Annotated in this window: 18 protein-coding genes and 1 pseudogene; 13 read left to right on the top strand and 6 right to left on the bottom strand. The window is 56.8% G+C overall.

All coding sequences use genetic code 11. The annotated features are described in order from the left end of the window. Window positions 1-126: 126 nt before the first annotated feature. The 5 genes from F3J39_RS07485 to hisP all read left to right on the top strand — a co-directional run bounded on the left by F3J39_RS07485 (window position 127) and on the right by hisP (window position 4131). Window positions 127-696, top strand: coding sequence for a UbiX family flavin prenyltransferase (locus tag F3J39_RS07485; RefSeq protein ID WP_039379099.1), 570 nt, complete (start codon window positions 127-129; stop codon window positions 694-696). A 274-nt stretch (window positions 697-970) separates the two neighbouring features. Then, entirely contained in the window at window positions 971-1753 is a 783-nt protein-coding gene (gene argT, locus F3J39_RS07480; RefSeq protein ID WP_039379096.1) for a lysine/arginine/ornithine ABC transporter substrate-binding protein ArgT, read from the top strand. Between the two features lie 196 nt (window positions 1754-1949). After that, a complete protein-coding gene (locus F3J39_RS07475) occupies window positions 1950-2636 on the top strand; it encodes a histidine ABC transporter permease HisQ (RefSeq protein WP_039379095.1) in 687 nt (228 codons plus the stop codon). Next, the gene (locus F3J39_RS07470) at window positions 2633-3349 is read left to right on the top strand and encodes an ABC transporter permease (protein ID WP_039379094.1); all 717 of its coding nucleotides are present in this window, start codon (window positions 2633-2635) and stop codon (window positions 3347-3349) included. The genes F3J39_RS07475 and F3J39_RS07470 overlap by 4 nt, the downstream gene beginning before the upstream one ends. Window positions 3350-3357: 8 nt before the next feature. Continuing rightward, window positions 3358-4131, top strand: a complete 774-nt coding sequence (gene hisP / locus F3J39_RS07465) for a histidine ABC transporter ATP-binding protein HisP (RefSeq protein WP_039379092.1) — start codon at window positions 3358-3360, stop codon at window positions 4129-4131. A 103-nt stretch (window positions 4132-4234) separates the two neighbouring features. Here the strand turns inward: hisP and F3J39_RS07460 are convergent, their stop codons facing one another. Further along, the gene (locus F3J39_RS07460; RefSeq protein WP_104085232.1) at window positions 4235-5182 is read right to left on the bottom strand and encodes a sugar-binding transcriptional regulator; all 948 of its coding nucleotides are present in this window, start codon (window positions 5180-5182) and stop codon (window positions 4235-4237) included. 196 nt (window positions 5183-5378) lie between these two features. Here F3J39_RS07460 and dalD point away from each other — a divergent pair, with 196 nt between their 5' ends. The 4 genes and pseudogenes from dalD to F3J39_RS07440 all read left to right on the top strand — a co-directional run. Further along, window positions 5379-6773, top strand: a complete 1395-nt coding sequence (gene dalD / locus F3J39_RS07455; protein ID WP_039385574.1) for a D-arabinitol 4-dehydrogenase — start codon at window positions 5379-5381, stop codon at window positions 6771-6773. Between the two features lie 10 nt (window positions 6774-6783). Next, window positions 6784-8253, top strand: a complete 1470-nt coding sequence (gene xylB / locus F3J39_RS07450) for a xylulokinase (RefSeq protein WP_104085231.1) — start codon at window positions 6784-6786, stop codon at window positions 8251-8253. A gap of 27 nt (window positions 8254-8280) precedes the next feature. Next, a complete protein-coding gene (locus tag F3J39_RS07445; RefSeq protein ID WP_039379086.1) occupies window positions 8281-9561 on the top strand; it encodes an MFS transporter in 1281 nt (426 codons plus the stop codon). Window positions 9562-9796: 235 nt separating this feature from the next. Then, a pseudogene (locus tag F3J39_RS07440) lies at window positions 9797-10030 on the top strand (SDR family oxidoreductase); the annotation flags it as partial. A gap of 13 nt (window positions 10031-10043) precedes the next feature. On the opposite strand, the gene F3J39_RS07435 reads toward F3J39_RS07440, so the two are convergent. Beyond that, window positions 10044-10955: a TIGR01777 family oxidoreductase gene (locus F3J39_RS07435; RefSeq protein WP_039379083.1), complete on the bottom strand. Its 912-nt coding sequence runs from the start codon at window positions 10953-10955 to the stop codon at window positions 10044-10046. Between the two features lie 328 nt (window positions 10956-11283). Here F3J39_RS07435 and yfcD point away from each other — a divergent pair, with 328 nt between their 5' ends. Continuing rightward, entirely contained in the window at window positions 11284-11829 is a 546-nt protein-coding gene (gene yfcD, locus F3J39_RS07430; RefSeq protein ID WP_039379079.1) for an NUDIX hydrolase YfcD, read from the top strand. 78 nt (window positions 11830-11907) lie between these two features. Here yfcD and pta read toward each other — a convergent pair whose 3' ends face one another. Continuing rightward, window positions 11908-14052: a phosphate acetyltransferase gene (gene pta / locus F3J39_RS07425; protein WP_199181679.1), complete on the bottom strand. Its 2145-nt coding sequence runs from the start codon at window positions 14050-14052 to the stop codon at window positions 11908-11910. Between the two features lie 71 nt (window positions 14053-14123). Then, the gene (ackA, locus tag F3J39_RS07420) at window positions 14124-15326 is read right to left on the bottom strand and encodes an acetate kinase (protein WP_166714021.1); all 1203 of its coding nucleotides are present in this window, start codon (window positions 15324-15326) and stop codon (window positions 14124-14126) included. A gap of 79 nt (window positions 15327-15405) precedes the next feature. Here ackA and F3J39_RS07415 point away from each other — a divergent pair, with 79 nt between their 5' ends. From F3J39_RS07415 to F3J39_RS07405, 3 genes are read left to right on the top strand one after another with little or no spacing between them, the layout of a single operon-like run. Beyond that, window positions 15406-15675, top strand: a complete 270-nt coding sequence (locus F3J39_RS07415; RefSeq protein WP_139239657.1) for a hypothetical protein — start codon at window positions 15406-15408, stop codon at window positions 15673-15675. Further along, the gene (gene yfbV, locus F3J39_RS07410; protein WP_186368972.1) at window positions 15662-16117 is read left to right on the top strand and encodes a terminus macrodomain insulation protein YfbV; all 456 of its coding nucleotides are present in this window, start codon (window positions 15662-15664) and stop codon (window positions 16115-16117) included. The genes F3J39_RS07415 and yfbV overlap by 14 nt, the downstream gene beginning before the upstream one ends. Before the next feature lie 28 nt (window positions 16118-16145). Further along, complete coding sequence (locus tag F3J39_RS07405; protein ID WP_071668057.1) at window positions 16146-16805, top strand: sugar phosphatase; 660 nt, start codon at window positions 16146-16148, stop codon at window positions 16803-16805. A 15-nt stretch (window positions 16806-16820) separates the two neighbouring features. Here F3J39_RS07405 and yfbR read toward each other — a convergent pair whose 3' ends face one another. Both yfbR and F3J39_RS07395 read right to left on the bottom strand, forming a co-directional pair. Continuing rightward, complete coding sequence (yfbR, locus tag F3J39_RS07400) at window positions 16821-17420, bottom strand: 5'-deoxynucleotidase (RefSeq protein WP_166714020.1); 600 nt, start codon at window positions 17418-17420, stop codon at window positions 16821-16823. A 120-nt stretch (window positions 17421-17540) separates the two neighbouring features. Beyond that, window positions 17541-18758, bottom strand: a complete 1218-nt coding sequence (locus F3J39_RS07395) for a pyridoxal phosphate-dependent aminotransferase (RefSeq protein WP_039379037.1) — start codon at window positions 18756-18758, stop codon at window positions 17541-17543. Window positions 18759-18772: the final 14 nt, after the last annotated feature.

Genomic DNA, 18772 nt, shown 5'->3' with positions numbered 1-18772 from the left:
ATCCGGCACTCCCGCGGGGCAGGCGAAAGTCTGCCCCGTCTGTTTTGCGCTTTTTCACCGGGCGCCAGCGCATTTTTGCCTGTGGCAGGCTATCATTGCCGATTCTGAACAGAGTAAGGCAGAGTTATGAAACGTCTCATCGTGGGTCTTTCCGGCGCCAGCGGCGCAATTTACGGCGTGCGGCTGCTGCAGGTGCTGCAATCGGTGCCGGAAGTGGAAACCCATCTGGTGATGAGCCCGGCAGCGCGCCAGACGCTGGCGCTGGAAACTGACTACAGCGTGCGGGATGTGCAGGCGCTTGCCAGCGTGGTGCATGACGTGCGGGATATCGGGGCAAGCATCTCTTCCGGCTCATTTAAAACGCTGGGTATGGTGATCCTGCCGTGCTCAATGAAAACGCTCTCCGGCATTGTACACAGCTACAGCGACAGCCTGCTGACGCGCGCCGCTGACGTCGTGCTGAAAGAGCAGCGCCGCCTGGTGCTCTGCGTACGCGAAACCCCGCTGCACGTCGGTCATCTGCGTATGATGACCACGGCGGCTGAACTGGGCGCGATGATCATGCCGCCGGTGCCGGCTTTCTATCACCGGCCGCAGCGTATTGAGGATTTGGTCGACCAGACGGTTAATCGCGTGGTGGATCAGTTTGATATCACGCTACCGGAAGATCTGTTTATGCGCTGGAATGGCGCATAAACGTTGCGCGCTGCACAATGGATGTGCAAATTCGCGGTGTCGATCACTCTTCGTGCATAATCTGCACTAAAAGTTAGCAAACTCGCTTTTTCTTCTGCATCCCGCTGTTATATTCCCTTCATAACGAACTCTCTGCGTCCCGTTACGACGCTCTCGTTAGCGCGCCTGCATGCTGCATCGCCAGCTCTGAGACCTGGCATGAAAACTGCAATCCATTCAGCGCAAAACACACATCACACCACATAACAATAAGCACGTCACTTGAGGGTAAACTATGAAAAAGCGAGTTCTGGCTCTCTCCCTGCTGCTGGCAATGACCGGCACCGCCAGCGTTTTTGCCGCAGTACCGCAGTCGCTGCGTATCGGGACCGATCCAACTTACCCGCCGTTTGAGTCAAAAAATGCCCAGGGCCAGCTGGTGGGGTTTGATATCGACCTTGCCAATGAGATTTGCAAACGCATTCAGGCCAAATGTACCTATGTGGAAAGTGATTTCGATGCGCTTATTCCGTCGCTGAAAGCGAAAAAAATTGATGCCATTATTTCGTCGCTCTCTATCACCGAAAAGCGTCAGGAGGAGATTGGCTTCTCGGAAAAACTCTATGCGGCTAACGCCCGTCTGGTGGCGGCAAAAGGCTCTCCGCTGCAGCCAACGATTGAATCGCTAAAGGGCAAAAATATCGGTCTGCTGCAGGGTACCACGCAGGAAACCTATGCGAATCAATACTGGCGGCCGAAGGGCGTTACCGTGACGCCTTATGCAAATCAGGATCTGGTCTATCAGGACCTGAACGCCGGACGCATTGATGCCGCTTTCCAGGATGAAGTGCAGGCGAGCGAAGGCTTTCTGAAGCAGCCGGTAGGCAAAAACTATGCGTTTGCTGGCCCGGCGGTGAAAGATGACAAAATCTTTGGTGTAGGCACCGGCATGGGCCTGCGCAAAGATGACAGCGATCTTAAAGCCGCCATCGATAAGGCGTTTAATGAGATGCGCAAAGATGGCACCTACGACAAGATTGCGAAAAAATATTTCGATTTCAACGTCTACGGTGACTGATCGACCTGTTTCCTGATACTGCGGGTTGAGTGACAGGAACCGGGGCCATAACTATTCACTCCGGGCGCTTACTTATGTAAACTCCCGGGGTTCATACGCTTGCCGCTATCCTTCCGTGATTCATATCCCTGGTCAGGACTGTCCGCTATTTCCCGGGCAGCGTGTGTTATTTTCCTCTCACGACAGGATCGAAATCATGTTGTACGGCTATTCTGAAGTCATTCTCAAAGGCACGCTGGTGACGCTGGAGCTGGCGCTGAGCGCCGTGCTGCTGGCGGTTATCCTCGGCCTGCTCGGGGCGGGTGCCAAACTGTCGCGCAGCCGGCCGCTGGCCATCATTGCGGAGGGGTACACCACCCTGATCCGCGGCGTGCCCGATCTGGTGCTGATGCTGCTGATCTTTTACGGGCTGCAGATTGCGCTCAACGCGGTAACTGACGCGCTGGGCCTGGCGCAGTTTGATATCGACCCGATGGTGGCCGGTATCATTACCCTCGGGTTTATCTACGGCGCCTATTTTACTGAAACCTTTCGCGGCGCGTTTCTGGCGGTGCCGAAGGGACAGATTGAAGCCGCTACCGCCTTTGGTTTTACCGGCTCGCAGACGTTCCGGCGCATTCTGTTTCCGGCCATGATGCGTTTTGCGCTACCCGGTATCGGAAACAACTGGCAGGTGATCCTCAAGGCTACCGCACTGGTGTCGCTGCTGGGGCTGGAGGATGTGGTCAAAGCGACGCAGCTGGCGGGCAAGAGTACCTGGCAGCCGTTCTACTTTGCCATTGTGGCAGGGGTGATCTATCTGGTGTTTACCACGCTTTCTAATGGCGTGTTGTGGTGGCTTGAGCGCCGCTACTCGGTCGGGGTAAAAAGGGCAGAATTATGATTGAGATTATTCAGGAGTACTGGAAACAACTGCTCTGGACCGATGGCTATCGCTTCACCGGCGTAGCGATCACGCTGTGGCTGCTTATTCTTTCGGTCGTGCTCGGCGGCTGTCTGGCTGTGATCCTGGCCATCGCCCGCGTATCACCCAACCGGTTTATCTCAACCCCGGTCTGGCTGTTTACCTATGTGTTTCGCGGCACGCCGCTCTACGTCCAGCTGCTGGTGTTCTACTCCGGCATGTATACGCTGGAAGTGGTGAAAGGATCTGAGCTGCTGAACGCCTTTTTTCGCAGCGGTCTGAACTGTACGCTGCTGGCATTTACGCTGAATACCTGCGCCTACACCACTGAAATCTTTGCGGGCGCCATCCGCGCCGTGCCACATGGCGAAATTGAAGCGGCGCGCGCCTACGGTTTTTCAACCGTAAAGCTTTACCGCTGCATCATTTTGCCCTCCGCGCTGCGTACCGCGCTGCCCGCATACAGCAATGAAGTGATCCTGATGCTGCACTCCACCGCGCTGGCGTTTACTGCGACCGTGCCGGATCTGCTGAAAATCGCGCGTGATATTAACTCGGCTACCTATCAGCCGTTTACCGCGTTTGGGCTCGCTGCCGTGCTCTATCTGATTATCTCTTATGTGCTGATTAGTCTGTTCCGCCTTGCGGAGCGCCGCTTTCTGGCACATGTGAAACCCTCTTCGTCGCACTGAGTATCACTATGGCTGAAAATAAATTACAGGTTGCCGAACTGCACAAACGTTACGGTGAACATGAAGTTCTGAAAGGCGTCTCACTGCGCGCCAATGCCGGCGATGTGATTAGCATCATTGGCTCTTCCGGCTCCGGGAAAAGTACGTTTTTACGCTGCATTAACTTCCTCGAAAAGCCGAGCGAAGGGGCTATCGCCGTTAATAACGAACAGATTGCGCTGGTGCGCGATACCGACGGCCAGCTGAAAGTGGCGAACAAGGAGCAGCTGCGCTCGCTGCGCACGCGCCTCACCATGGTGTTTCAGCACTTCAACCTCTGGAGTCATATGACGGTGCTGGATAACGTGACGGAAGCACCCATTCAGGTGCTCGGTCTGAGCAAGGCGGAAGCGCGCGAACGGGCGATCAAATATCTGGATAAAGTCGGGATTGATGCGCGCGCGCGGGCAAAATATCCGGTACATCTCTCTGGCGGCCAGCAGCAGCGCGTCTCCATTGCCCGTGCGCTGGCAATGGAACCGGAAGTGCTGCTGTTTGATGAACCGACCTCAGCGCTCGATCCCGAGCTGGTAGGCGAAGTCCTGCGTATTATGCAGAAGCTGGCGGAAGAGGGAAAAACCATGGTCGTGGTCACGCACGAGATGGAATTTGCCCGCCACGTCTCAAACCATGTGATTTTCCTGCATCAGGGAAAAATTGAGGAAGAGGGGACGCCCGATGAGCTGTTTGGCAATCCAAAGAGTCCGCGCCTGCAGCAGTTCCTGAAAGGCTCGTTAAAATAGGCTGCTGAGCCGTAGCGGCGCAATTCATGGCGCGCTTGTTTGCCATTTTGCGATTAACCCGGCGCGATAAATCGCGCCGCTACGTATTGCAGAAGCGTTTTAATCACCCGCCAAGCAACTTCAGCGCCGTGTCTTCGTCGGTCACTAGCCCGGAGATCCACCCACCCAATAGCGCGGCGCGAATGGCCGGATATTTCCGTGCGCTGCCGGCAAAGCCGATAATCTTCCGCTGCGTCTGGCTCTCCAGCAGCACGCTGGTGAGCAGCGCATCGGTTTCGCCCCACACCCGCTCGCCCTGCTGATTAAAGAAATGGCCAAGCATCTCACCCACCACGCCACGCGTGTTAAGCTCTCTGACCTGCACATCGGTAATAAAGCCTTCGGCATTTAGCGGACAGCCCGGCTGCACTTCACCAATGCCAACAAACGCAACGTCTGCCTGCAGGGCGCGCTGCGTCACGCGCTGATAGACCTGATGCTGCACCCACATGGTTTTGTCTTCTGGCGTGTCGGCATAGAGCGGCGCGGGGATAAAAAAATATTTGCCCTGCATTTTCTCAGCCATCTTTAGCGGCACGTCGTAACGCGTACCGGAATCATCGCGCGCAATCGCACCAATCATCGACACGCACTGATGCTGTGGTCGTTCAATCCACGGCAGCGCGTCGATCATCGAACGCAGCGTTTTGCCGGATCCAATGCCGAACACCTGCGGCTGCTCCTCGCTGATAAACTGGCTCATCACTGAGGCCCCTTCAACGGCCAGCATCTGCTGAATAGCGTCATCCTCCAGGCGGGCAGAAGGCACCACCCGACACAGCTCAAGACCAAATTTCGTCTGCACCTCGTGCGCCAGTTGCAGACAGTGGGTAACCGGATGATCGATTTTGACGCTGACCATGCCCATTTCCCGTGCGCTGGACACCAGCCGCTGCGCCACCTGACGCGATAAGCCGAGCGCGCGCGCAATCTCCTGCTGTGTTACGCCAGCGACGTAATACATCCATGCCGCTCGCGCCGCCAGCTCCTGTTTTTTCTCTTCTCTGCTCATCACGCGCTTCCGTCGAAAACTGAAGCGTCAGTTTATCGCGGAATCAGACGCAAGCGCTAATCGGGCAAAAGCCCTAAATGAGAGCAAATGTATTAATTGTGATGCATCTCGCAGAACCAAATGTTAGCCGCCGACTATGCTACGTCGCATCGGGCAAATGCCCTTCGCAGTGGCAAAAGTTTACTTTGAGGCGATTATGACAACGAATTTGGTATGGATGCACATCGGTGCAGGCTCCTTCCACCGTGCCCATCAGGCGTGGTATCTGCACAAGCTACGTGAGCAGGGTGATGAGAGCTGGAGCATTGCGCTGGGCAACATCCGCAATGATGCAGCAGCACTGCTTAATCAGCTGCAGGCGCAGAACGGTGAATATGTGCTGGAGACTGTCACGCCAGAGGGCGAGCGCGCGTATGAAACCATCACCTCGCTGCGCAAAATCCTGCCGTGGGACAGTGACATCAGTGCGCTGGTCGCCCAGGGCGCAGAGGCGCACACCCGCGTGATCAGCTTCACCGTGACCGAAGCCGGTTACTACCTGACGCCAGAGCATGAGCTAGACCTGGCGCAGCCGGACGTACAGGCCGATATTCACGGTGAAATCCGCACGCTGTACGGCGCGCTAACGCGGATTCTGCAGCAGCGTATGGCCAGCGGCGGCGCAGCGGTTACGCTGCTGAGCTGCGATAACCTGCGCCACAACGGAGAGCGTTTCCGCCACGGCTTTCTCTCGTTCCTGGCGGCGAAAGGCGATATGGCGCTGGCGGCCTGGGTGCGTGATAACACCACGTCGCCTGACACCATGGTAGACCGCATCACACCGCGCCCGACATCCGATGTGGCGGAACGCGTCAGGGCCGCTACCGGTAAGGAGGATGGCGCGGCCGTGATGGCTGAATCCTTCATTCAATGGGTAATCGAAGACAATTTCATCGCCGGTCGCCCGGCGCTGGAGAGAGTGGGCGTTGAGCTGGTGGACACGGTGTTACCGTGGGAAGAGGCGAAAATACGCATTCTCAACGCCACGCACGCGGCGATTGCCTGGGCGGGCACGCTTACCGGACTGAACTACATTGACGACAGCACGCGCCAGCCGGCGATTTATCAGCTGGCGCACGACTACATCACTCAGGATGTTATTCCGTCGCTCACGCCGAGCCCGCTCGATCTCGCCGATTACCGCGATGTGGTACTGGCGCGCTTCAGTAATCCGTACATTAAAGACACCAACCAGCGCGTCGGCGCGGATGGCCTGTCAAAAATCCCTGGCATGGTAACGCCGACGCTGCGTGAGACCTGGCAGCGCGGCGTGGAGCCCGCCGCCACGGCGGTATTGCCGGCGCTGTTCTTCCTGTTTCTGCAGCGCTGGGCCGCTGACGATCTGCCTTATACCTATCAGGATGGCGCGTTGCAGGCAGAGGCATTGCATCAGCAATTTGCGGCCGCCGATGCGCTGGACGTGTTTATCCGCGACAAAGCGCTGTTTGCTGAACTGGCGGATGATGCGGCATTTCACACGCTAATGCACCGTACGGTGGCGGATCTGCAGCGCTGGCTGAAACAGCCTGAACAGATGCTGGCAGCGGTATAAGGAGCGTGTGATGTATCTCGGCATTGATATTGGCACCTCCGAACTCAAAGCGCTGATCGTCAACGCGCAGGGCGACATTGTGGCTTCCAGCCATGCCACGCTTAGCGTGCAGCGTCCACATTCGCACTGGGCTGAGCAGGATCCGGAAAGCTGGTGGCAGGCGTGCGAACAGGTGCTGGCCGCACTGCGACAACAGGTGCCGGATGCCTGGCACGCCATCCGCGCCATTGGTCTCTCCGGCCAGATGCACGGCGCAGTGCTGCTGGATGCCGACGGCCAGGTATTGCGCCCGTGCATACTGTGGAACGACACGCGCAGCGCCGCCGAGTGCGAGACGCTGCGCACCCGACATCCGCAGATGATGCACATCAGCGGCAACATGATCATGCCGGGCTTTACCGCCCCCAAACTGCACTGGGTGGCTGAGCATGAACCCGCGATCTTCCGGCGCATCGCGAAAGTGCTGCTGCCGAAAGATTATCTGCGCTGGCGGCTCACCGGAGCATTCGTCAGCGAGCCGTCCGATGCGGCGGGCACGCTGTGGCTGGATGTGGCACAGCGCGACTGGTCAGATGAACTGCTGGCGATAAGCGGACTGACGCGCGCGCAACTGCCCACGCTGGTGGAGGGAAGTGCAGTCAGCGGCACGCTGCGTGAAGATGTTGCCCGCGCCTGGGGCTTGTCCGCCACGGTGAGCGTGGCAGGCGGCGGCGGTGATAACGCGGCCTCTGCGGTAGGCGTTGGCGCGGTTAATCCCGGCGATGCGTTTATCTCACTCGGCACATCCGGCGTGATCTTCGTGGTTAACGACCGTCTGCAGGCCGATCCACAATCTGGCGTGCACGCTTTTTGCCACGCGCTGCCGGGGCGCTGGCATCAGATGAGCGTGATGCTAAGTGCTGCCAGCTGTCTGCGCTGGCTGTGCCAGCTGTTATCGGTGAGCGAGAACCAGCTAATGGCAGAGATGGCAGAACTGAGCGCGGAGCAGTGCCGCCGCGCACCGCTATTTTTGCCCTATCTCTCGGGTGAACGCACACCGCACAACGATCCTGATGCCTCAGGCGCCTTCTTCAATCTGCGCCACGAAACGCCGCGTGCGCTGCTGGGCTATGCGGTGATTGAAGGCGTAGCGTTTGGCCTGGCGGACGGACTGGCGGTGCTGGGCGATGCGCAGCGACAAATTACCCAGTGCAGCCTGACCGGCGGCGGCGCGCGCAGCACGCTGTGGGCACAGCTGATTGCGGATGTGCTGCAGCTGCCGATCGTCACTCATCCAGCCAGCGCCTCGGGCGCTCTTGGGGCCGCGCGTCTGGCCTGGCTCAGTGCCGGCGGCAACGAGCAGCAGGTATGCCTGAAACCGGCGGTTCAGGCGCGTTACCAGCCCGATGCGGCGCGCGGTGCGGTGCTACAGCAGCGCCTGCGCCTGTTCCGCGAACTCTACGCTCAACAACAGCAGGCACGCGCGCTGCTGCCTGCCTGACGGCTTACTGAACAGAGGAAGATGGTGATGCAAGCGAACGATTACTGGTTTGGCTTACCGAAAAAAATGTTCCGGGGCTTCCTCGCGATTGCCATCTTTATGGCGGGCGACGGCTTCGAAATGGCGTTTCTCTCCCGCCATATTACTGACATGGGCTTCACGCCGGGCCAGTCGGCGCTGGTGTTTACCTTTTACGGACTGGCGGCGGCGCTGGCGGCCTGGGCTTCCGGCGTGGTTGCGGAGTTGATTACCCCGCAACGTGCAATGCTGATTGGCTTTGTGCTGTGGATAGTGATGCACACGCTGTTTATGTCGCTCGGTCTTGGCCTGCGCAATTATCCGCTGATGGTGCTGTTTTACGGCATTCGCGGGCTGGCTTATCCGCTGTTCATCTACTCCTTCATGATGATGCTGGTGCAGGTATTGCCGCGCGAGAAACTGGCTGCCGCCACCGGATGGTTCTGGGCGATGTATTCGGTCGGCATTGGCGTGGTTGGCAGCTATCTGCCCAGCCTGACTATCCCGATGCTGGGTGAAACCGGCACGCTGTGGCTGGCGATTGGCTGGGTAGCGGCGGGCGGCGTACTGGCCTTTTTCAGCCTGCGCAATGTGCCGGTGGACCGTTCGCGCGTGAATCTGCCGCTGCGTGACAAAATGACCGAAATGTCACGCGCAGTGACCATTCTGTTCACCAACCAGCACGTGTTTTACGCCTGTCTGATTCGCATCATCAATACGCTATCGTTGTTTGGTTTTGCGATTATCATGCCGCTGCTGTTTGTTGATCGTCTCGGCTTTACCATCTCTGAATGGTTGCAGATTTGGGCAGTGTTCTTTTTTGTCACCATTTTCACCAACATCTTCTGGGGCATCATCGGCGAGAAAATTGGCTGGATCCGCCAGGTGCGCTGGTATGGCTGCCTCGGTATGGCGATCTCCAGCCTGGCGTTTTACTACCTGCCGCTGTATGCCGGCCACAATTTCTGGGTCGCGCTGATTCCGGCGGTGATGCTGGGGATTTTTGTCGCGGCATTTGTGCCAATGACCGCCGTGTTCCCGACGCTTGAACCGCATCATAAAGGCGCAGCCGTTTCGATTTACAATCTGTCGGCAGGCCTCAGCAACTTTGTGGCACCGGCGATTGCTTCAGTTATGTTGCCGTTCTTCGATATCGTCGGCGTGGTATGGGCGTACACCGGGCTGTATGTGTTTGCCGGCGTGCTGACGTTTATTATTCGCGTGCCGCAACCGGGACACACCCGGGAAGCATCCGCAGTGAAATCACGTATCGCGCAGCAGCGCAGTTGAGCCTGTACGAAAAAGTGCACTATTTGAATATCCGCAGGTTATTGCCTCAGCTAAGCGGCACGTTAAATCTGCAGGCTTCGCTTGAACTCAGCGTACTGGCTGTCAGGCTTAGCCGTGTCAACCGCGAAATAACCCGGAGGAAAGATGTCGCGCTTTGCAGAGTAAGTGGTGGTGATCACCGGAGCTGGCATGGGTGCCGCAGCGGCAATATGGGCGCGTCGATATGCTGGTTAACAACGCCGTTTGCCCTGGCTTTGCTCTCACCGATCTTACCGAAGAGATAAAAAGAGATGAGGCGCTGCATTAACGCTTCTATGATCGCATTCTGCAGCGCCGCGCTGGTGAGCCGTAAGATACCGCTAGCGCAACTGCTTTTATCGCCAGCGATGACGCGCGTTATATCACCGGCGTTAACCTGCCGGTCGACGGAGGTCTGACGGCGTCGAATAGCCAGCCGAAGCAGGCCTGAGCCGCTTCGATGGTTATGGACGGGGCGGTGATCCCGCCACATCCTGCAGCGCCTGCTGTAAATCATACCAGCGAAAGGTAAAGCCGGACGCCTCCAGCCGTTTGGGCAGCACATGCTGACCGCCCAGCACCAGCACTGCTGATTCACCCATCATCAGTTTGATGGCGGCCGCCGGCGTGCGCATAAAAGCGGGCCGGTGCATGACCTGTCCCAGCGTCGCGGCAAACTGTTCGTTACGCACCGGATAGGGGGCAACCATGTTGAACGGACCGCGCAGCGACGGGTGATCCATCAGCCAGATGATGGCATCGATCATGTCATCAATATGGATCCACGGCAGATACTGTTTGCCGCTGCCAATCGGCCCGCCCACGCCAAGACGAAAAGGCAGTTTCATCTTTTCCAGCGCACCGCCCTCACGCGCCAGCACAACGCCGGTACGCAGCAGGCAGACCCGGGTTTGCTCGCTCTCGGCCTTGAGCGCCAGCTGTTCCCAGCGCGCGCACAGCGTATGGGTAAATTCATCCTGACCGGGATCCTCTTCGGTCACAATGACCTCGCCGCTGTCGCCATAGAAGCCAGTGGCTGAACCGGAGATCAGAAACGCGGGAGGAGTACTGCTGGCGTGGATCAGTGAAACCAGCTGTTCAGTGATTTGCCAGCGGCTTTCGCACAGCTGCTGCTTCTGGCTGGCGCTCCAGCGCTTATCAGCGATAGGTTCGCCAGCCAGATTTATAATGCCCTCTATGCCATTAAGGTCGGACTGCTGATCGAGTCCGGACCAGAGCCTGACGCGCTCATCGAGTTTTTCCCGCGCGGCTGCCACGTCACGCGTCACTACATTCACCTGATGCCCGAGCTGCAGCAGTCGCGGGATCAGGTGGCGGCCAATCAACCCGGTGCCGCCGGTAATCAGTAATTGCATCGTGAGCCTCCCTGTAAATTATTATCTGCTCAGCATTGAGCATAGAAGAGAAGCGGAGAGTGAGTGTGACAGCGCCTGCAGCGTGAGGGAAAAAGCGGCCCTGAGGCTGCCGGAGAGGCAAAGATCCGACCAGCAGATTATTGCCTTAGGTGAAAAAAGCCGGTAAAGATGTGGCACCCCGGCTGCTTATGCTGAGGCTGGCGGGATCGGGCAAAGCACGCTAAGCGCTTGCGACAGTGATAAGAACGCTTTACCTTACGCGCATTCTGATAAAGCAATAAAAAAACCGACGCGTGCCGCGCACGCTGAAACGTCAAAAGGGTTACGGATGGTGGATCAAACGGCAGATGACGCTATTGAGTGGGTGGATATCGTCAGCGAAGAGAACGAAGTGATTGCGCAGGCCAGCCGGGCACAGATGCGGGCACAGTGTCTGCGCCATCGCGCCACCTATATCGTGGTTCATGATGGTATGGGCAAGATCCTGGTACAGCGTCGCACAGAAACCAAAGATTTCATGCCCGGTATGCTGGATGCCACCGCGGGTGGCGTGGTGCAGAGCGGTGAAGAGATGCTTGAATCTGCACGGCGCGAAGCGGAAGAGGAGCTGGGGATCGCGGCAGTACCCTTCGCTGAACACGGCAAATTCTACTTTGAAGATCAGCACTGCCGCGTCTGGGGCGGGCTGTTCAGCTGTGTTTCTCACGGTCCGTTTGCGATGCAGGAGAGTGAAGTTGATGAGATTTTCTGGATGACGCCAGAAGAGATCACGGCGCGCTGCGATGAGTTTACCGACGATTCACTGAAAGCGCTCTCGCTGTGGCTGAGCCGTAATAGCGATGCAGCACGCAGCAAGCAGAACAGCGAAAGCTGACCGCTGTATCTGCACGACGCGAAAAAAAAGCATGCGCCTGGCGCATGCTTTTTTTATACCTGAGCAGGGGAGGAGAGCTTATCCTTCCGCCTGCTGCGACTGAATGGCCGTCAGGGCGATGGTGTAGACGATATCATCGACCAGCGCGCCGCGTGACAGGTCATTGACCGGTTTACGCATGCCCTGCAGCATCGGGCCGATAGAGATCAGATCGGCAGAGCGCTGCACCGCTTTGTACGTAGTGTTACCGGTATTGAGATCCGGGAAGATAAAGACCGTGGCGCGTCCGGCAACCGCCGAATCAGGCGCTTTGGACCTGGCAACATCTTCCATAATGGCCGCGTCATATTGCAGCGGACCATCAATAACCAGATCGGGGCGCTTCTCCTGCGCAATGCGGGTGGCTTCGCGCACTTTCTCAACGTCGCTGCCCGCACCGGAGTTGCCGGTTGAGTAAGAGATCATCGCTACGCGCGGATCGATACCAAAGGCGCTGGCGGAATCTGCAGACTGAATCGCGATTTCAGCCAGCTGCTCCGGGTTAGGATCGGGGTTGATGGCGCAGTCGCCGTAAACCAGTACCTGTTCCGGCAGCAGCATAAAGAACACGGATGAAACCAGCGAGCTGCCGGGCGCAGTTTTGATCAGCTGCAGCGGCGGACGAATGGTATTGGCAGTGGTGTGCACCGCGCCAGAGACCAGGCCATCCACTTCTCCGCTCTCCAGCATCATGGTACCCAGCACCACATTGTCTTCCAGCTGCTCCTCCGCCACGACTTCCGTCATGCCTTTGCTTTTGCGCAGCTCAACCAGGCGCGGCACATAGTTTCCGCGCACAACTTTCGGATCGACAATCTCAATGCCGGTGCCCAGCTCCACGCCCTGAGCCGCCGCCACGCGCTGGATCTCATCCGGATCCCCCAGCAGGACGCAGGTGGCAATGCCGCGTTCGGCGCAGATTGCCGCCGCTTTAACCGTGCGCGGTTCGTCGCCTTCCGGCAGGACAATGCGTTTGCCCGCTTTACGTGCAAGTTCGGTCAACTGATAGCGGAAAGCAGGAGGCGACAGGCGACGACTGCGTTCGGAAGTGGCGGTCAGCGACTCAACCCACTCGGCGTTGATAAAGCCGGCAACATACTCCTGCACTTTTTCAATACGCTGCGTATCGTCAGCCGGTACTTCCAGGTTGAAGCTCTGCAGGCTCAGCGACGTCTGCCAGGTGTTGGTTTTCACCATAAACACCGGCAGGCCGGTCTGGAAAGCGCGCTCGCACAGACGGGCAATAGGCGCTTCGATCTGATAGCCGCCGGTCAGCAGAATGGCACCAATTTCAATACCGTTCATCGCTGCCAGACAGGCAGCAACCAGTACGTCAGGGCGATCGGCCGAGGTCACCAGCAGCGAGCCGGGACGGAAATGCTCCAGCATGTGCGGGATGCTGCGTGCGCAGAAGGTCACAGATTTAACGCGGCGTGTCTCGATTTCACCTTCGTTGATGATTTCCGCGTTGAGGTGGCGGCACATATCGATAGCGCGCGTGGCGATCAGGTCAAAGCTCCATGGCACACAGCCCAGCACCGGCAGCGGGCTGTTGGCAAACAGCTGTTTCGGATCGATGTTGGCTACGCTGGCTTTAGAGGAGTCATCAAAAATCTCTGACAGATCGGGACGGGTACGACCCTGCTCATCAACCGGGGCATTCAGCTTGTTGATGATAACGCCTGTGATGTTTTTGTTTTTACTGCCGCCAAAGCTGCTCTGGCTTAGCTCAATACGCTCTTTTAACTGAGCCGGCGAGTCATTGCCCAGCGCCATCACAAAAACAATCTCTGCGTTCAGCGTTTTGGCGATCTCGTAGTTGAGCGCCGAAGCGAACTGATGCTTACGTGTCGGCACCAGACCTTCGACCAGCACCACCTCTGCTTCTCTGGCCGTGGCGTGGTAGTTGGCAATGATCTCTTCCATCAGTACATCCTGCTGGTTTGAACCCAGCAGTGACTCAACGCGTGACATCTGCAGCGGTTCAGCGGCAGGAATAGCGGAGTTCTTACGAATAATGGTGGTCGTCTGGTCCGGTCGGTCACCACCGGCGCGCGGCTGTGCAATCGGCTTGAAAACACTCAGGCGCACGCCTTTGCGCTCCATTGCGCGGATCACGCCAAGGCTGACGCTGGTCAGGCCGACGCTGGTGCCGGTGGGGATAAGCATAATTGTACGTGACACGTTAAAAACCTCGCGGTGTTACAGGGTGTCAAAATCGCTCCGTCAGCCTGAGCTGACGGAGAAGAAAGGGATCAGGCTGTCAGACGCGCGGCATCCTGCGCAATCACCAGCTCTTCATTGGTCGGGATGACGAGTGCAGAGCGGGTACCCTCTTTATTGATAAAACCGGATTTGCCAAAGCGGGCAGCCAGATTGCGCTCGTGATCAAGGTCAAAGCCCAGCAGACCCAGTTTGCCCAGGGCCAGTTCGCGTACCAGAGCAGCATTTTCGCCAATACCGCCGGTAAAGATGACTGCATCCAGGCGACCATCCATCAGCGCCGTATAGCTGCCGATATATTTGGCCAGGCGATGGCAGAAAACATCCATCGCACGCTTTGCATCATCTTTAGTCGCATAGTTATCTTCAACGTAGCGGCAGTCGCTGGTTACTTCCGTCAGGCCCAGCAGCCCTGACTCTTTGGTCAGCAGCTTGTTGATCGCATCAACGCTCATACCCAGTGCATCGTGCAGGAAGAAAACAATGGCCGGATCGATGTCACCGCTGCGGGTGCCCATGACTAAACCTTCAAGTGGCGTCAGGCCCATAGAAGTATCAACACACTGACCGTTGCGAATAGCAGACACGGAGCCGCCATTGCCAAGATGGCAGGTAATGATATTCAGCTCGCTGACTGGCTTGTTCAGCATTTTTGCCGCTTCCTGCGTCACATAATAGTGGCTGGTGCCGTGAGCGCCGTAGCGGCGTACGCCATGCTCGCGATAGAGATGATAAGGCAGGGCGTAGAGATACGATTCTTCAGGCATTGTCTGATGGAAAGCCGTATCAAAAACCGCCACATTCTTATCAGAGAGATGCGGGAAATTTTTCATCGCCTCATCAATGCCGATTAAATGCGCCGGATTGTGCAGCGGTGCAAAAGAAGAGGCATCTTTAATGCCCTGAATGACCGCCTCATCAATGATGACGGACTGGGTCAGTCGCTCACCGCCATGTACGATACGGTGGCCGATTGCAGCGATTTGTGCCGAAAGCTCTGGTTTTTGTGCCAGAATAGATTTAACGATGAAGTTCAGCGCTTCGCTGTGGGCTGCGCCTGCACCCAATGGTGCTTCCTGCTTGCTGCCTTCCAGCTTCCATTTAATCCGCGCTTCCGGCAGGTGGAAACATTCAGCCAGTCCCGACAGGTACTCATCGCCGGTAGCTGGATTGAGGATAGCAAATTTAAGAGAAGAACTGCCGCAGTTCAGAACCAGTACTAACTTCGTCGACATGGAAGTACCTATTTGTTAAATAGTGGCTAAAAATAACGCAATCAGACTAACAGCGTAGCCCATGAGAGCGGGGCGATTTATGATTAACATCATGCGCCAGCTAAAAAGAAAACGACACGCAAAAAAATTCGGTAATTTTACGCAAATTTTTGAAAGCGCTGTAGCAATACCTGGCTCTGGCTGTGCTTTAATCAGGCGGCAGCTTCCGGTAATGTTACTGAAAACGGCGTCAGAATACCCACTGTCACCTGCAAAAACAAAATGTTTTGAAGGATGTCACGTAAAGTTGTGTAGTTACAAATTTATTTTAAATAATGCAGTATTAGTTGAGGTGCATAATGGCGAATGACGCAGGTAATCCGGGCTGGTTTGGCTTATTTCAGCGCGGACAACACTACATGAAAACCTGGCCTGCGGATAAACGTCTGGCGCCAGTGTTTCCGGAAAACCGGGTCGTTACGGCGACCCGCTTTGCCATCCGTTTTATGCCGCCGCTGGCCGTATTTACCCTGACGTGGCAGATAGCGCTGGGCGGGCAGCTGGGGCCAGCCATCGCCACCGCGCTGTTTGCCTGCAGCCTGCCGATGCAGGGATTGTGGTGGCTGGGTAAACGAGCCGGTACGCCGCTGCCGCCTGCGCTGCTGCAGTGGTTCAACGAAGTCCGCAGCAAACTGGAAGAGGCGGGGCAGGCGATTGCACCGGTAGAGGGAAAGCCCACCTATCAGGCGCTGGCTGATGTACTTAAACGGGCGTTCAGACAGCTGGATCGCACCTTTCTGGACGATCTTTAATTCTGCACAATCGGATAAGGAGCAGCAGGTGAATTTTAAAGGATTTCTGTTTGACCTGGATGGCACGCTGGTGGATTCACTGCCGGCAGTAAACCGCTGCTGGACGCAGTGGGGCGAGCGTCATGCGCTCAGCGCTGAGGTGGTACTCGATTATATTCACGGCAAACCCGCTATCGATTCACTGCGCCATTTCATGCGCGGCGAGAGTGAGGCCGCCATCCAGGCGGAATTTCACTGGCTGGAGCAGCAGGAAGCCCGGGATACGCAGGGCATACGGGAGATAGCCGGCGCGCGCGCGCTGCTGACGCAGCTTAATGAGCAGAACATCCCCTGGGCGATTGTCACCTCCGGTTCGGTGCCGGTAGCCCACGCCCGGCATCGCGCAGCTGAGCTCCCTTTGCCAGCGGTGTTTATTACGGCTAACGATATCCGGCGCGGCAAGCCCGATCCGGAACCCTATTTACTGGGTGCTGAGCGTCTGGGCCTGCATCCGTCTGAATGTGTGGTGGTAGAAGATGCGCCCGCAGGTATTGCGGCAGGCCTTGCGGCCGGCAGCGCAGTGATCGCCATCGATCCAGCGGCAGATACGCCTGGTCTGAACCAGGTTCTGTTTAATCTGCCCGATCTGAGCACGCTGAAAATTACGCAGAACGACACCGGCGCCTTTTCGCTGAGCCTGCGCGCCTGAATGATACCCGCTCGCTCAGAGCGGGGTCTCCTGTGAAATCTCATCAAGCGACAGAGTAAAGCTCGGGACGAACACCTGCATAAAATAATCCATTTCAGGTGAACGCCGCTCGGTCAGGGTCTTCTCCAGCCGTGTTTTAGCCAGTGAAAATTCATGGTTGCCGGCAGAGAGCTCCTCAAGGCATTTCAGATAGGCGCAGAGAGCGTCAGCCTGTTTCACCACAGCCTGTTCGGCCGCGCTATAGTGGTGTTCATCAATCAGCGGCCGATACGCTTCCTGCAATTCGGGCGGCAGCATTTCAATCAGCTTTTGCTGGGCAATTTTCTCAATCTTTTTGTATTCATGCGCAATTTGCGCGTTGTAATACTTAACCGGCGTTGGCAGATCGCCGGTCAGCACTTCACTGGCATCATGATAGAGCGCCAGCATTGCAATACGATCGGGATTGAGTTCACCTGCAAATTTCAGATTTTTGATCACTGCCAGCGCATGCGCCACCATCGCGACCTGCAGGCTGTGTTCAGAGACATTTTCTGTACGCACATTGCGCATCAGCGGCCAGCGATTGATGAGTTTCAGGCGGGAGAGGTGAGCGAAAAAGTGGCTTTGAGTCATTACAGCATCCTGTCAGCACAGCGGGGAGGAAACCCCTCCCCGGAATGCATACAGTATATACCTGACTGCAGCCAGGTACATGACAGGTTAAGCGCCTGGCTGGCTGCAGCAGAAGGTGACTTACTGCCGGTAACCCTGCAGAAAACGTCCAAACTTGCCGATCGCCATCTCCAGATCGTCTACCCGCGGCAGAGTAACAATGCGCACGTGATCCGGATGTGGCCAGTTAAAGGCGGAGCCCTGTACCAGCAGCACTTTTTCCTGCAGCAGGAAGTCGAGCACCATCTTCTGATCGTCATAAATATTAAATTTTTTCGGATCGATACGCGGGAACATGTAAAGCGCGCCCTGCGGTTTAACGCAGCTTACGCCGGGAATATCGTTAATCAGCTCCCAGGCGCGCTGGCGCTGCTCGTAGAGCCGTCCGCCAGGGGCGATAAACTCGCTGATGCTCTGGTAGCCTCCCAGCGCGGTCTGAATCGCATGCTGAGCGGGCACGTTGGCACACAGGCGCATAGAGGCGAGCATTTCCAGGCCTTCAATATAGCCTTTGGCGTGCTTTTTCGGCCCGTTTAGCACCATCCAGCCCTGACGAAAACCGGCCACGCGATAGGTTTTAGACAAACCGTTAAAGGTCACCGTCAGAAGATCGGGTGCCAGCGCCGCAATGGAGTGATGCTGCGCATCGTCGTAGAGGATTTTGTCATAGATTTCATCAGCAAAGATGATCAGGTTATGCTGACGCGCTATTTCTACCACCTCCAGCAGCAGCTCTTTACTGTAAACCGCGCCGGTCGGGTTATTGGGGTTGATAATCACAATTCCACGCGTGCGCGGTGTGATTTTGCTACGGATATCATCCAGATCCGGAAACCAGCCGGCTGACTCATCGCATCGGTAATGGACAGCTTTGCCGCTGGAGAGTGAAACGGCTGCCGTCCACAGTGGGTAATCCGGTGCCGGCACCAGCATCTCATCGCCGCTATTGAGCAGCGCCTGCATCGCCTGCACGATCAGCTCTGATACCCCATTGCCGATATAGATATCTTCAACGGTAACGTCGCGCATATCACGCGCCTGATAGTGCTGCATAATGGCTTTACGAGCAGAGTAGAGCCCCTTGGAGTCGCAGTATCCCTGCGCGCCAGGCAGATTACGTATAACGTCGACCAGAATTTCATCAGGTGCTTCAAAACCAAACGGCGCTGGGTTGCCAATATTCAGCTTGAGAACCTTGTTGCCTTCTTCTTCAAGTCGCTTTGCTTCTTTTAGTACCGGTCCGCGAATGTCGTAACAGACATTTTCCAGCTTACCGGATTTATCAATTTGGAAATTCATCGTTGCCGCCTTTT

Origin of the sequence: Pantoea sp. Acro-807, from assembly GCF_011752675.1 — a bacterium.
Classification (GTDB): Bacteria; Pseudomonadota; Gammaproteobacteria; order Enterobacterales; family Enterobacteriaceae; genus Pantoea; species Pantoea eucrina.
The sequence above is the reverse complement of the archived record's forward strand: the minus strand, read 5'-3'. Positions and strand labels throughout refer to the sequence as shown.

Coding starts and splice junctions, on each gene's coding strand:
- F3J39_RS07485 (WP_039379099.1), top strand. CDS start 127: ATGAAACGTCTCATCGTGGGTCTTTCCGGCGCCAGCGGCGCAATTTAC.
- argT (WP_039379096.1), top strand. CDS start 971: ATGAAAAAGCGAGTTCTGGCTCTCTCCCTGCTGCTGGCAATGACCGGC.
- F3J39_RS07475 (WP_039379095.1), top strand. CDS start 1,950: ATGTTGTACGGCTATTCTGAAGTCATTCTCAAAGGCACGCTGGTGACG.
- F3J39_RS07470 (WP_039379094.1), top strand. CDS start 2,633: ATGATTGAGATTATTCAGGAGTACTGGAAACAACTGCTCTGGACCGAT.
- hisP (WP_039379092.1), top strand. CDS start 3,358: ATGGCTGAAAATAAATTACAGGTTGCCGAACTGCACAAACGTTACGGT.
- F3J39_RS07460 (WP_104085232.1), bottom strand. CDS start 5,182: ATGAGCAGAGAAGAGAAAAAACAGGAGCTGGCGGCGCGAGCGGCATGG.
- dalD (WP_039385574.1), top strand. CDS start 5,379: ATGACAACGAATTTGGTATGGATGCACATCGGTGCAGGCTCCTTCCAC.
- xylB (WP_104085231.1), top strand. CDS start 6,784: ATGTATCTCGGCATTGATATTGGCACCTCCGAACTCAAAGCGCTGATC.
- F3J39_RS07445 (WP_039379086.1), top strand. CDS start 8,281: ATGCAAGCGAACGATTACTGGTTTGGCTTACCGAAAAAAATGTTCCGG.
- F3J39_RS07435 (WP_039379083.1), bottom strand. CDS start 10,955: ATGCAATTACTGATTACCGGCGGCACCGGGTTGATTGGCCGCCACCTG.
- yfcD (WP_039379079.1), top strand. CDS start 11,284: ATGGTGGATCAAACGGCAGATGACGCTATTGAGTGGGTGGATATCGTC.
- ackA (WP_166714021.1), bottom strand. CDS start 15,326: ATGTCGACGAAGTTAGTACTGGTTCTGAACTGCGGCAGTTCTTCTCTT.
- F3J39_RS07415 (WP_139239657.1), top strand. CDS start 15,406: ATGATTAACATCATGCGCCAGCTAAAAAGAAAACGACACGCAAAAAAA.
- yfbR (WP_166714020.1), bottom strand. CDS start 17,420: ATGACTCAAAGCCACTTTTTCGCTCACCTCTCCCGCCTGAAACTCATC.
- F3J39_RS07395 (WP_039379037.1), bottom strand. CDS start 18,758: ATGAATTTCCAAATTGATAAATCCGGTAAGCTGGAAAATGTCTGTTAC.